This is a genomic window from Meiothermus sp. (assembly GCF_025056915.1).
In the GTDB taxonomy this organism is placed as follows: domain Bacteria; phylum Deinococcota; class Deinococci; order Deinococcales; family Thermaceae; genus Meiothermus.
The window spans coordinates 1-11,392 of sequence record NZ_JANWVH010000087.1 but is presented as its reverse complement, the minus strand read 5'-3'; the positions used below and the strand labels follow the sequence as shown (position 1 = coordinate 11,392).

14 protein-coding genes are annotated in these 11,392 nt (G+C 63.8%); 12 read left to right on the top strand and 2 right to left on the bottom strand.

Translation table 11 applies throughout. The features are described 5' to 3' along the window. Positions 1-189: 189 nt before the first annotated feature. The 4 genes from NZN28_RS12350 to NZN28_RS12335 are packed head-to-tail and all read left to right on the top strand — an operon-like array spanning position 190 to position 3,605. Positions 190-1,023, top strand: coding sequence for an ABC transporter permease subunit (locus NZN28_RS12350; RefSeq protein ID WP_295398630.1), 834 nt, complete (start codon positions 190-192; stop codon positions 1,021-1,023). Beyond that, a complete protein-coding gene (locus tag NZN28_RS12345) occupies positions 1,020-1,805 on the top strand; it encodes an ABC transporter permease (protein WP_295398628.1) in 786 nt (261 codons plus the stop codon). The genes NZN28_RS12350 and NZN28_RS12345 overlap by 4 nt, the downstream gene beginning before the upstream one ends. Continuing rightward, positions 1,805-2,815 carry an ABC transporter ATP-binding protein gene (locus tag NZN28_RS12340; protein WP_295398626.1) on the top strand — a complete coding sequence of 337 codons (1,011 nt, stop codon included), beginning with the start codon at positions 1,805-1,807 and terminating at the stop codon, positions 2,813-2,815. Before NZN28_RS12345 ends, NZN28_RS12340 begins: the two co-directional genes overlap by 1 nt. A 10-nt stretch (positions 2,816-2,825) precedes the next feature. Beyond that, positions 2,826-3,605 carry an ectonucleotide pyrophosphatase/phosphodiesterase gene (locus tag NZN28_RS12335; RefSeq protein ID WP_295398624.1) on the top strand — a complete coding sequence of 260 codons (780 nt, stop codon included), beginning with the start codon at positions 2,826-2,828 and terminating at the stop codon, positions 3,603-3,605. Positions 3,606-3,665: 60 nt separating this feature from the next. On the opposite strand, the gene NZN28_RS12330 is transcribed toward NZN28_RS12335, so the two are convergent. Then, positions 3,666-3,995 (bottom strand): hypothetical protein, encoded by a 330-nt coding sequence (locus NZN28_RS12330; RefSeq protein ID WP_295398623.1) that lies wholly within the window; start codon positions 3,993-3,995, stop codon positions 3,666-3,668. A 526-nt stretch (positions 3,996-4,521) separates the two neighbouring features. On the opposite strand from NZN28_RS12330, the gene NZN28_RS12325 reads away from it, so the two are divergent. From NZN28_RS12325 to NZN28_RS12310, 4 genes are all read left to right on the top strand, one after another. After that, a complete protein-coding gene (locus NZN28_RS12325; RefSeq protein WP_295398621.1) occupies positions 4,522-4,968 on the top strand; it encodes a hypothetical protein in 447 nt (148 codons plus the stop codon). Positions 4,969-4,977: 9 nt separating this feature from the next. Then, entirely contained in the window at positions 4,978-5,658 is a 681-nt protein-coding gene (locus NZN28_RS12320) for a hypothetical protein (RefSeq protein WP_295398619.1), read from the top strand. A gap of 131 nt (positions 5,659-5,789) precedes the next feature. After that, a complete protein-coding gene (gene dxs, locus NZN28_RS12315; protein ID WP_295398617.1) occupies positions 5,790-7,649 on the top strand; it encodes a 1-deoxy-D-xylulose-5-phosphate synthase in 1,860 nt (619 codons plus the stop codon). Between the two features lie 14 nt (positions 7,650-7,663). Further along, positions 7,664-8,272, top strand: coding sequence for an MBL fold metallo-hydrolase (locus NZN28_RS12310; protein WP_295398615.1), 609 nt, complete (start codon positions 7,664-7,666; stop codon positions 8,270-8,272). On the opposite strand, the gene NZN28_RS12305 is transcribed toward NZN28_RS12310, so the two are convergent. After that, positions 8,269-8,628 (bottom strand): rhodanese-like domain-containing protein, encoded by a 360-nt coding sequence (locus NZN28_RS12305; RefSeq protein ID WP_295398613.1) that lies wholly within the window; start codon positions 8,626-8,628, stop codon positions 8,269-8,271. The genes NZN28_RS12310 and NZN28_RS12305 overlap by 4 nt on opposite strands. A gap of 113 nt (positions 8,629-8,741) precedes the next feature. Between NZN28_RS12305 and NZN28_RS12300 the strand changes: the two genes are divergently transcribed. The 4 genes from NZN28_RS12300 (at position 8,742) to NZN28_RS12285 (ending at position 11,131) form a co-directional block, all read left to right on the top strand. After that, positions 8,742-9,419 carry a thioredoxin family protein gene (locus tag NZN28_RS12300; RefSeq protein ID WP_295398611.1) on the top strand — a complete coding sequence of 226 codons (678 nt, stop codon included), beginning with the start codon at positions 8,742-8,744 and terminating at the stop codon, positions 9,417-9,419. After that, entirely contained in the window at positions 9,416-9,775 is a 360-nt protein-coding gene (locus NZN28_RS12295; protein WP_295398610.1) for a rhodanese-like domain-containing protein, read from the top strand. Before NZN28_RS12300 ends, NZN28_RS12295 begins: the two co-directional genes overlap by 4 nt. Before the next feature lie 17 nt (positions 9,776-9,792). Then, a complete protein-coding gene (locus tag NZN28_RS12290) occupies positions 9,793-10,080 on the top strand; it encodes a metal-sensitive transcriptional regulator (protein WP_295398608.1) in 288 nt (95 codons plus the stop codon). 457 nt (positions 10,081-10,537) lie between these two features. Beyond that, positions 10,538-11,131, top strand: a complete 594-nt coding sequence (locus tag NZN28_RS12285) for a DUF4256 domain-containing protein (protein WP_367275837.1) — start codon at positions 10,538-10,540, stop codon at positions 11,129-11,131. Positions 11,132-11,392 lie beyond the last annotated feature (261 nt).

The window sequence follows — 11,392 nt, the reverse complement described above, 5'->3', positions numbered from 1 at the left end:
GGCTCAGTACAAAGTGGCCAAGCCCGTGACCAACTGGCTGAACATGGAGGCCGTGGCCAAGGACATGGGCGAGAAGTGGGCCCTCGAGGTGGTGGGCAACTAGGGAATTTCGGTGGATGCTAGCTGTGTCCTAACTAGAACCGTCCTCCCTGGCTCGGGCCAGGGAGGGTTTGGTCTGGAGGCAAGGCTATGAGCTTGGGTCTGCGCTGGGCCAGTGTGGGGATTGCCCTGCTGTTTGTGCTCTTTTTGCTCCTGTTTGAGGTGCTGCCGGGGTTGTTGCTGGCGCGGGTCTTCTGGAGCGAGGGGCAGCTCAGCCTGGCCTCCTGGGCCGAGGCCACCCGGCCCCTCTTTCAGCGGGCTTTGCGCAACTCAATCGAGCTGGCCTTTTACAGCGCCCTGCAGGGCGCGGTGCTGGGCACCTTGACGGCCTGGGCCCTGTGGTCTTCGGCCAACCCCCTGGTTAAGCGCTTTACCACGGGCCTGTCGGCGGTAGCGGCCAACTTTGCCGGGCCACCCTTGGCCTTTGCCTTTATCGTGCTGCTGGGTGGCAATGGCTTCTTGAACCTGATTTTGAAAGGGCTGGGCCTGCCCACGGTGGATATCTACGGCAAGGAAGGATTGTACTGGGTTTATCTGTACTTCCAGTGGCCCCTCATGACGGTGCTCATGCTCCCGGCGTTTGGGGCCATTCAGCGGGAGTGGCTCGAGGCCGCCCGTAGCCTGGGGAGCAACCAGTGGGGTTTCTGGTGGCGGGTGGGGATTCCGGTTTTGCTGCCCTCCATCCTGGGCTCCTACATCCTGCTCTTCGCCAATGCCTTTGGGGCCTACGCGACGGTGTATGCCCTTACCCAGGGGCAGCGCAACCTTTTACCCTTGCAGATTGGCTTTCAGGTGGGGGGCGATATCGGCTACAACCCGGTGCTGGCCTCCACCCTGGCTTTGATGATGGCCCTGGTGCTGGCCGTATCGCTGGTGCTGTACCGCCTGAGCCGCCGCTGGGCTGCGCGAATGGAGCAGGTATGAGCCAGCTATTTCGCCGCTTTTTGCTGGTGGCCTTGGGGTTGTATCTGTTTCTGCCCATCCTGGCCTCGTTTGCCTACAGCGTGGCGACCAGCTGGACAACGCTATTGCCGGAGGGCTACACCCTCAAGCACTGGGCCAACCTCCTGGAGAACCAGCGCTTCTGGCTCTCGCTGGGGCGCACGGCGCTGCTCTCGTTCTCGGTGGTGGCCCTCTCCATTTTCTTTCTGGTACCCACGCTGTTTGTGGTGCGGATGTACTACCCCAAGGTGGCGGGGGTGCTCGAGTTTCTCACCCTGTGGCCCTTTGTGTTTCCGGGGGTTATCCTGGCGGTGGGCCTGATCTCGCTGTACTCCGGCCCGCCCCTGCAACTCGCCCAGACCCCCCTCCTGCTCATCGCTGCCGTTACGGTCATCTCGCTGCCCTATGCCTACCGTGCGGTGGACAACGCCTTCGCAGCCGCCGACATCAAGACCCTGGCCGAGGCGGCCCGCAGCCTGGGCGCGGACGACGCCAAAACCCTGGCCTGGGTCATCCTGCCCACGGTGTTGCCGGGGGTGCTGTCCGGAGGGGTGCTGGCTTTCAGTGCGGCCTTTGGGGAGTTTGCCCTCACACAGCTTCTGATTGGCACCTTGTGGGAAACCCTGCCGGTCTACCAGGTGCAGCTGGCCCGTACCGACGGCAACGGCAGCGCCGCCATCACGGTGCTCTCGTTTCTGGCCGCCTGGGGGCTGGGCTTTTGGGCGCTGTCGCTGCGGAAGGACGCCAAGGTATCGGTGATCTGATGCAGAAAGTTGGAATCCGACTCGAGAACCTTCACAAGCACTTCCAGGGCAAGACCGCCGTGGAGGGGGTGGGCCTGGAGGTAGCCCCCGGCGAGCTGGTCTCGCTGCTGGGCCCCTCGGGCTGCGGCAAGACCACCACTCTGCGCATGATTGCCGGCTTCGAGCAACCAGACAAAGGCAGGGTCTACTTTGGCGAGCAGGACGTGACCGCGCTGCCTGCGGAAGAACGCCGGGTGGGCATGGTGTTTCAGAGCTATGCGCTTTTTCCCAACCTGAGCGTGGCCGGCAACATCGGCTTTGGCCTGCGGGTGGCCCGCTGGCCCGCCGAGCGGATCAAGCGGCGGGTGGGGGAGATGCTCGAGCTGGTGGGCTTGCTGGGCTTCGAGCACCGTCCGGTACAGAACCTTTCCGGTGGGCAGCGGCAGCGGGTGGCCCTGGCCCGGGCGCTGGCCCCCGAGCCCCGGGTGCTGCTCCTGGACGAGCCGCTCTCGGCCCTCGATGCCAAGATTCGGGCCGGGCTGCGCACCGAGCTGCGCAGGTTGCAGCTCGAGCTTGGCATTACCACCCTGCTGGTCACCCACGACCAGGAGGAGGCCATGAGCATGTCCGACCGGGTGGTGGTGATGAATCAGGGCCGCATCGAGCAGGTGGGCACCCCCCGCGAGCTCTACACCCGGCCCAAAAGCCCTTTTGTGGCCACTTTTGTGGGCTCCATGAACCTGTTCACCCCCGAGAAAACCCCCGGCGGCTACCGCATCAGCGGGCATGAGGTTGCCCTGCCGGCAGCGCCTGCGGGCCAGGTGGGTGTGCGCCCGGAGCGGGTGGAGCTAAACCCCCACGGCTCCTTTAGCGGTACGGTAGAGCTGGTGACCTACCTGGGGGCCGAGCAGCAGGTGCTGGTGCGGGTAGGCCCCGATTTGTGGACGGTTCTGGTGCCCAACCAGGTGCTCTTGCAGCGGGGAGACCTGGTGCGGCTCCACGTGCCGGAGGACGCCTGGATTCTGGTGTAGGGGTTTTGGGGTGTCTCGAGTCCTTTATGTCACCATAGACGGCCTGCGTCCCGATGCCCTCGAGGTCGCCCACACCCCCCACTTTCAGGCCCTCATGCGCGAGGGGGTCTATACCGCGTCGGCGCGCTCAGTCTGGCCCAGCATCACCCTGCCCTGCCACATGAGCCTGTTTCACAGCCTGCCGCCGGAGCGACACGGGGTGCTGTCCAACACCTACGTGCCAATGGCCCGTCCAGTGCCGGGGTTATTCGAGGTGCTGAAGCAAGCGGGCAGGCGCAGCGGCATGTTTTATTCCTGGGAGCCCTTGCGCGACGTGGCCAGACCCCTGAGCCTGGCTGTTTCCCAGCTTATCGCCTACGAACACAACCCTGAGGTCTCCGACCAAAGGGTGGTTGAAGCGGCCCTGCCCTACCTTCGCTCGAGCGAGCTCGACTTTACCTTTCTCTACCTGGGTAGCGTGGACGAGGTAGGGCATCAGGCGGGCTGGATGAGCCCTGCCTACCTGCGCCAGGTTGAACACCTCGATGGGCTGCTGGGCCGGGTCGTGGAAGCCTTGCCCAACGACACCGTACTGTTGCTGATGAGCGACCACGGCGGCCACCTACGGATGCACGGCACCGAGCACCCGGAGGACATGACCGTACCGTTTTTGGCCTGGGGGCCGGGAGTGTCCCGCGGTCAGCCGCTGGCCGAGCCGATGAGCCTGCTCGAGCTCGCCCCAACCGCAGCGGCCCTGCTGGGGGTGGCGCCCGAGCCAGCCTGGGAGGGGCGGGCCCTCAAGCTTCGCTAAGGGTGTTCTTTGCTGCGGCTTCACAGGCAGAGCCTGCCCCAGCCTTGGTGCGAGCTGCGTTCAGGAATGGTCCAGAAATACCTCGCCCAGCTGGGCCAGGCTGCCCACCGCCCGGCCTGTGGGCAGGTGGCGCACCACCACGGCAGCAGGCTCACCGTTGGCTTTGCCCACCTCGGCTACTGAAAAAAGCTCTCCGTCCACTTCCACCGTGACCTCGCGGGCTCCGCAGATCTCGACCAGGCGGAAGCGACTCAGGCCCAGCCACTCTTCACCCAGCACCCGCCGCAGTTCTTCGTAGGCGACGGTCTTGTACCAGGCTTCGCCGGCTTGCAAGGCCTCGGCCCGGTAGGCGGCAATGGCCGCGTCGCGCAGGCGCATTTCTTTGGACATACCAGCCCTCTTGCTCACTCAAAGCTACTGCGCTTTTGTCAGTGGCCCGCAAGAAACCAGATGACAGAGGCTGCATTTCTTGATTGGGACGGAACGCCGGACAACCTTGATGCCCCTGTTGAACCTGCGCAACGCTGGCCTGGGTGATGGGCCTCGGTGGGCTGGGTGCGGTGTTGGCGACTGGCGGCCCCCCAAGCGGCTTTACTGGGCGCGTGTCCGGGCCAGGCTAACCGTGCGGGCTCGAGTGGTGCTTAGGTGACCGGCCCCCATGCCCCACACCCAAGCCCAGTTGAGCCCCACCCACGCCGGGTTGGGCCCGGTGGCGCCTGGGCCTAAAATGCAGACCCTATCGGCGGTTGAGGGTGGCTGGGGTGCAGCCCCGGATTGACCCGGAAACGCTCGAGGTCGCTTAGGTTAGGTCTTGCCTGAGCTTATCGCTCCGACCAAGGGGGGCGCACCCCTGAACAAAAGTGGGGAAGGGTCGTATTCTAAAAGCAAGGTGGCGAGCCTGGCTCTGCTTGAGTTGATGCTGCTCCTGCTGGTGGTGGGGCTGCTGGTCTGGGCTTTGGGCGCGGGCCGCAGCCTGCCGCAGGCGCAAAGCGAGCAGGCGCACCGACTGGAGCTGGCTCTGGCCGAAATCCATCGGCAGGGCCAGAGGCTCCCCCAGCTCAGTAAAGCGCTCAAGCAGGTGCGGCAGTATGGGCGGGATTTGCGCCAACTGCTGCTGCAAATGGCCGAACTCGAGCGCTACCTGGCCAAACCGGGCCTCGAGGCTCCCACCCGAGACCGCCTGCAGCAACGCCTGCACCAACTCGAGCAGGGTTTCCTGCGAGGGGTGGCCTACCTCGAGCGCTTAGGCGCCGAACTGATGCTGGTTTCCGGGGCGCAGGAGCCCCCGGCCCTGATCGAGTTTCCCCAGTTCTTAATCGAATTGCGCGAGGTTTTACATCCAGCCGCCCCCCATCAAGGGTAAATTGGGGCGATGTGGCGAATCCTTGTTGTGGTTTTGCTCTTGCTGGCGGCCTGTGCGCCGCGCACCGGCGAACCCCAGACCAACACCGCGCTGATTCAGGGGCCGGTGGGTTTTTACCCCTCCCAGCCAGGGCTGGACTGGATATACCTCCCGCCCCGGGCTTCCATTGGCGACCCCCCGGTGCGGCTCTCGGTGATTGGCCCCACCACCTTTGAGGGCCAGCCCGCGATCCGCTTTCGCCTGAGCGGGCGGGGCCTCGAGCGCTCCTACTACCGCCAGATTGATGCCAGTGGGGTGCGGCTTTTGGGCATCGAAGACTTCGACCGGCTCCAGGTTGCCCGCTACACCCCGGCCATCCAGGAATACCCCCCGCAGGCCAGCCTGGCGGTGGGGGCCCGCTGGGGTGGACAGACCCGCGAAGTCATCGAACTGCGCCCCAACAACCAGGCCACACGGGTTAGCGACCGGGTGCTGGAGTACACCTACACGGTGCTGGGCAAGTCCAACGTCACGGTGCCAGCGGGCAGCTTTGAGGTGTTTCGCATCGGCCTCGAGTACCGCGACCCCCGCAACCCCAGCCTGCGGGAAAACTTTGAGGTGTGGTTTTTCCCTGGCGTAGGCGAGATTTTCAGTTCGGTCAACTTCAGCGACCAGGGGGGGCTTTCCCTCATTGACCGCAACTTCAGATGAATCGTGAGCGGCCCTACAATGGTGGGCCCCTTTGTTCTCTGGGGTACTGCGACAAGCGCACAATCCCCTAAAGTTGGGGACAAGAGGTGGGTCGTAACTGCGTGATCGCCCGGCCGTTTTGGGAGGCGTATGTGATTCTGCAAAAGGTAAACCAGCCCCAGGACCTCAAAACCCTCTCGCAAGAAGAGCTGCTGCAACTAGCCGAAGAGCTGCGCAGCGAGATTATCCGGGTGTGCGCCCAGAACGGGGGCCACCTGGCCTCCTCGCTGGGGGCGGTGGAGCTGATTGTGGCCTTGCACCGGGTCTTCGACTCGCCCAAAGACCGCCTGCTTTTCGATGTGGGCCACCAGGCCTACGCCCACAAAATCCTCACCGGGCGCAAGGATGTAATCCACACCATCCGCCAGGAAGGGGGCATCTCGGGCTTTACCAAGGTCTCCGAAAGCGAGCACGACGCCATCACAGTGGGCCACGCCTCCACCTCGCTGGCCAACGCGCTGGGGATGGCCATCGCCCGCGATACGCTGGGCCAGGACTACCACGTGGTGGGCATTATCGGCGATGGCGCCCTGACCGGCGGGATGGCCCTGGCCGCCCTCAACGTGATCGGAGAGCGCAAACCCAAGCTCCTCATGATCCTGAACGACAACGAGATGTCCATCTCGGAAAACGTGGGGGCGCTGAACCGCTACTTCAAGGAGTACCAGACCAAGAAGTGGGTACAGGACACCCAGAAATGGGGCAAGCAGGTGCTGGAGGGCATCTCGCCCCGGCTTTTCAACTTGGTAGACCGGGCCAAGGAAGCGGCCAAGCTGATGCTGCACCAGGAGAACCCCTTCTACGCCTGGGGCATCCGCTACGTGGGGCCGGTGGACGGCCACGACCTGCCAGGCCTGATTCACATCCTGGAGCAGATCAAGGAACTCGACGGCCCCACCCTGCTGCACATTGTGACCCAGAAGGGCAAGGGCTACGGGGTGGCCGAGGAAGACCCCATCTACTGGCACGGGCCGCCCGGCTTCAACCCCCAGAACCCCGAGAAGGTGAGCAAGGGCTACTCCTGGTCGGCAGCCTTCGGCGATGCGGTGACCGAGCTGGCCTACCAGGAACCCAAACTTTTTGTGATTACCCCGGCCATGCGCGAGGGTTCGGGGTTGGTGCGCTACTCCCAGACCCACCCCGAGCGCTACCTCGACACCGGCATCTGCGAGGATGTGGCGGCCACCACCGCCGCCGGCATGGCCCTGCGCGGCCTGAAGCCGGTGCTGGCCATCTACTCCACCTTCTTGCAGCGGGCCTTTGACCAGGTTATCCACGACATCGCCATCGAGAACCTGCCGGTGGTGTTTGCGGTGGATCGGGCCGGGATTGTGGGGGGCGACGGGGCTACCCACAACGGGGTTTTCGACATTGCCTACCTGCGCACCATTCCCAACCTGCAGATTGCCGCCCCCAAGGATGCGCTGGAGCTTCGCGCCATGCTCAAAAAGGCCCTGGAACTCGGAGGGCCCATCGCCATCCGCTACGCCCGCGATAGCGTGGAAAAAGCCCCCGAAGGGGCCTGGCCCGAGATTGAATGGGGCCGCTGGGAGGTGCTGAAGGAGGGGAGCCAGGCCTACATCCTGGCCTTCGGCAAGACCCTCAAGTACGCCCTCGAGGCCGCCGGCGACAACCCCGGGGTGGGGGTGGTCAACGCCCGCTTCCTCAAGCCGTTGGACCGGGAAATGCTGGAGCGGCTGGCCCTGGGGGGCTACAAGCTGGTGACCACCGAAGACCACCAGAAGATGGGCGGCTTTGGCAGCGCGGTGCTGGAGGCTTTGAACGAGCTGGGCCTGAAGCCCGACATCCGTGTACTGGGCCTACCCGACCGCTTTTTCGACCACGGCTCCATTCCCCGCATGCACCGCGAGGCTGGCATTGACGCCGAGGCCATCCATGAAGCCCTCCTGAGCATGGGCGTGGATGTGCTGCCCCGTGCTGCACGAACCTGATGCAGGTCTTTCCGATGACCGCCAACATTTACCTGATGGGCGCCTCGGAAGCGCCCTTGCTGGTAGATAGCGGGATGCCGAACGAAAACCAGAAGCTGCTGCGCTACCTGGGGGATAAACGACCGGCGGCCCTGGTGCTGACCCACCACCACCTCGACCATGTAGGCGGGGCCCGGCTGCTCTGGGAGCGGCTGCGGCTGCCCATCTACGCCCACCCGCTCGACATCCCTTACATCTGCGGGGAAAAGCGCCGCCCCCCGTTTCCGCCCATTCCCTGGCTGGGCGACTACATCGCCAATAGCCCCCGGCCCGTTCCAAAGGAAGCCCTGATTCCCGTGGAAGAAGGCGCCGAGGTGCTGGGCTGGCGGGTGGTGCACCTGCCCGGCCACACCCCGGGGCAGATCGGGCTGCTGCGGGAGGGAACCCTGCTTGCGGCGGACGCCTTGCGGGTAGGCCCCCGGGGCCCCTGGCTGCCGCCCGCGATGGTCAACCACGACACCGCAGAGGCTCGGCGTACGGTGGGCAAGATTGCCCGCCTGGGGCCCGAGACCATCTTTGTGGGCCATGGGCCGCCCACCACCCTCGAGGCGGTGCGGGCGCTGGCCGCAAGGCTGGGCCTTTAGCGCTGTATATCGCCCTTCTTCACCGGCAAACCGGCGGCCTGCCAGCCGGAGATACCCCCGGCCAGGTTGTAGACCTCAAAGCCCTTTTCGGCCAGAAACTCGGCGGCTTGCTGGCTGCGGTTGCCGCTCTCGCACTGGCAGATGATGGGCTTGTCTTTGGGCAGGCTCTCCCACCGCCGGGCCAGCTCGGCCAGCGGCAACCCCTGCGAGCCCGGTATTTTGGCCAGCTTGCGCTCCAGGGGGGTGCGCACATCAATCATCACCGCCCCGGCCTTGAGCTTTTCCTGGGCTTCCTTGGCCGTAATTCGGGGCACTCTGGGCCCCAGCCCCAGCAGGTTTTTCAACCATCCCCACATGCCTCCAGTCTATTGCCTTTTGCCGGGGCTCGAGTTCACTTGCGTAATATATCCCCAGGGGGTATACTGCTGTATACCGGTGGGGGTATGTGGCCCCACCCAAGGAGAAAAGCATGTTTCTAAACGAAAAGATTCAAGGCCAGGTGCGCGAGATGCTGGCTCCCATTCAGAACCCGGTGGAGCTGGTGGTGTTCACCACCTCGGGCATCGAGCTGCCCGGCCAGGAAGTGGGCCTTCAGGACGAGACTTTGGGCTTGCTGAAAGAAGTGGTCGCTTTGAACCCCAACCTGAGCTTAGAGCAGCGCTCTTTGCATTCCGACCCCGAAGCCCAGGCCCTGGGCCTGAGCCATGCGCCCACCATCCTGCTGCGTGAAAAAGGCTCCAACCGCAGCAACATCCGCTTTTTGGGCCTGCCCGCCGGGTACGAGTTTAGCACCCTGATAGAGGCCTTGCTGATGCTCGGCACCGGCCAAAGCAAACTGGGGGAGCAGTCGCAGGCCGATTTGCAAAAGGTGACCGCACCGGTACGGATGCAGGCCTTCGTGACCCCGACCTGCCCGTACTGCCCGCAGGCCGTTCTGGCTACCTTCAAAATGGCTTTTCACAACCCCAACGTGATCGCCGAAGGGGTGGAGGCCAACGAGTTCCCCACCCTCTCGCGCCGCTACAACATCTCCGGCGTGCCCGATACCATCGTGAGCGGGAACACCCAGCAGCGCATTCTGGGCGGGCAGCCGGATCGGGTCTTTGTGGAGGCGGCCATCAAGGCCAGCGCCGGAGTGGTGGCATGAGGTTACTGACCCTTTTGCTGGCCCTGTTTTCTGTGGGCATGGCCCAGCCCAGAATCGTCACGGTGGACGATCTGAAGGCGGCCTTGTCCAATCCCAAGGTGTTTGTGATTGATGTGCGCACCCGAGAGGAGTTTGCCCAGGGTCACATCAAGGGGGCAGTCAACTGGCCGGTGCAGGAGATTGAGGGTTGGTGGAGCCGAGTGCCCAAAGACCGTGCGGTGTACATTCATTGCAACACGCAAAACCGTAGCGCGGTCGCGGTGCAGTACCTGATCAACAAGGGCTATCGAAACCTCAATCTGGTGCACGGGGGCATTCAGGCCTGGATGGCCCGGCGCTACCCCATCACCCGATAAAACCAAGGAGGCCCGATATGCCCACTGCCTCCCAGCAAACCCCAGCCACCCCCTTCGGCCCAGGCGACAAGACCAGAATTGTCCATCGGTTGCGCCGCCTGGAAGGCCAGGTGCGGGGCCTGCAAAAAATGGTGGAGGAAGACCGCGAGTGCAAGGACATCCTGACGCTTTTGAGTGGGGTGCGCAGCGCACTCGACTCGGTGGGGGAGGAAATCCTCGAGACCTACCTGGCCCGGTGCCAGACCGACCTCGAGCCCCCCGCTCCGGCGCAGCTGGTCGAGATGGTACGGCTTTTGCGGAAGTAGGCTTCCTGAACCGGCTTTTTTCTGGGGCCCGAACCGCACTCCTGCACGGGGTGCACCTGAGTAACTTCTCACCGTTCGATGGCAAGCGGGCACGACCGAAGTTTTTCGGGTGGCAGGGGCCATTCAAAAAGATCGCCACCAGGCCGGGGGAGCCCAGCCGGTTTGAACCCGGCACAGGACCAACTTTTCTTTGCATGCTACTCAAGCGCTGAGGCAGGGAGCGGGGTTTAGTGCGCTCTTCGCATATTTGTGAGCCACTCGAGTTCGAGAAAGCCTGGTTCAGAACAAAATGGTGGCCGCCTGGAAACTCGGAAACATGCGTCTTTGCCCAGACGCAACGCAGACAAGCGTGCCCCACCGAGGTGAGGCACCTATCTTTGCCCCTTCTCGTTTTCGTGGGCGGCCACGTCTGTGAAGAGCGCGAAAAACCCTGCTCTTTGCGCCAGCCGTCGGCCCAATGTTCAAGCAAAGCGGGTGTAGGGTAACATACCGACTGGGAGGCCCCATGACCCCGCCAAAGGCAGAGGCGCTGCTTCAAACCTTGAAAACCCGATTTGAAGCAAACATGATGCGCCACCCGAACCTATCCTGGGTCGAGGTGGAGCGGCGGCTGAAATCCCATCCCGGCAAGCTTAAAGCGTTGTTTGAAATGGAGCAGACCGGTGGCGAACCCGACGTGATTGACCACGACGCAAAGACGGGTGAGTTTATCTTTTGCGATTGCTCGCCTGAAAGCCCCAAGGGCCGCCGGAGCCTCTGCTACGACCAGGCCGCCCTCGAGGCCCGCAAGGCCAACAAACCGCTGGGCTCGGCGATGGGCCTGGCCGCTGCCATGGGCATAGAGCTTCTGACCGAAGCGCAGTACCGGGCTTTGCAGCAACTGGGTAGTTTTGATACCAAAACCTCGAGCTGGCTCAAGACCCCCGAACCCATCCGAAAGCTCGGCGGGGCCCTCTTTGGCGACCGCCGCTACGACCACGTGTTCGTGTACCACAACGGGGCCGAGTCGTACTATGCCGCCAGGGGGTTTCGGGGCTTGCTCCGGGTTTGATTACTCACAGATGCATTCATAACAAGGGGTCGAGCGGCTCGAAGCCGGCGCTTGATTGTGCCTTGCCGACCCGACAGGGGAGGTTGGGCGGGGTTGCAGTAACGCCGCCGGTCGGTTCAGGGCCTTGTCCAATACCCCTCCCCGCCTCCCTGGCTGGCAGGGAGAGCATAGCTCCTGGAAACTGTAGAGGTGTTTGATACTGGTTTTTGAAGAGCCCACAAGCTTTTCGAAAGGGGCCCCACAGCATCCCTAAGGGCCTGC

What these genes read in the sequence shown, in the direction of transcription:
- NZN28_RS12330 (WP_295398623.1), bottom strand. Translation starts at nt 3,995, where the DNA reads ATGTCCAAAGAAATGCGCCTGCGCGACGCGGCCATTGCCGCCTACCGG.
- NZN28_RS12350 (WP_295398630.1), top strand. Translation starts at nt 190, where the DNA reads ATGAGCTTGGGTCTGCGCTGGGCCAGTGTGGGGATTGCCCTGCTGTTT.
- NZN28_RS12340 (WP_295398626.1), top strand. Translation starts at nt 1,805, where the DNA reads ATGCAGAAAGTTGGAATCCGACTCGAGAACCTTCACAAGCACTTCCAG.
- NZN28_RS12320 (WP_295398619.1), top strand. Translation starts at nt 4,978, where the DNA reads ATGTGGCGAATCCTTGTTGTGGTTTTGCTCTTGCTGGCGGCCTGTGCG.
- NZN28_RS12285 (WP_367275837.1), top strand. Translation starts at nt 10,538, where the DNA reads ATGTTCAAGCAAAGCGGGTGTAGGGTAACATACCGACTGGGAGGCCCC.
- NZN28_RS12345 (WP_295398628.1), top strand. Translation starts at nt 1,020, where the DNA reads ATGAGCCAGCTATTTCGCCGCTTTTTGCTGGTGGCCTTGGGGTTGTAT.
- NZN28_RS12295 (WP_295398610.1), top strand. Translation starts at nt 9,416, where the DNA reads ATGAGGTTACTGACCCTTTTGCTGGCCCTGTTTTCTGTGGGCATGGCC.
- NZN28_RS12290 (WP_295398608.1), top strand. Translation starts at nt 9,793, where the DNA reads ATGCCCACTGCCTCCCAGCAAACCCCAGCCACCCCCTTCGGCCCAGGC.
- NZN28_RS12305 (WP_295398613.1), bottom strand. Translation starts at nt 8,628, where the DNA reads ATGTGGGGATGGTTGAAAAACCTGCTGGGGCTGGGGCCCAGAGTGCCC.
- NZN28_RS12310 (WP_295398615.1), top strand. Translation starts at nt 7,664, where the DNA reads ATGACCGCCAACATTTACCTGATGGGCGCCTCGGAAGCGCCCTTGCTG.
- NZN28_RS12300 (WP_295398611.1), top strand. Translation starts at nt 8,742, where the DNA reads ATGTTTCTAAACGAAAAGATTCAAGGCCAGGTGCGCGAGATGCTGGCT.
- NZN28_RS12325 (WP_295398621.1), top strand. Translation starts at nt 4,522, where the DNA reads ATGCTGCTCCTGCTGGTGGTGGGGCTGCTGGTCTGGGCTTTGGGCGCG.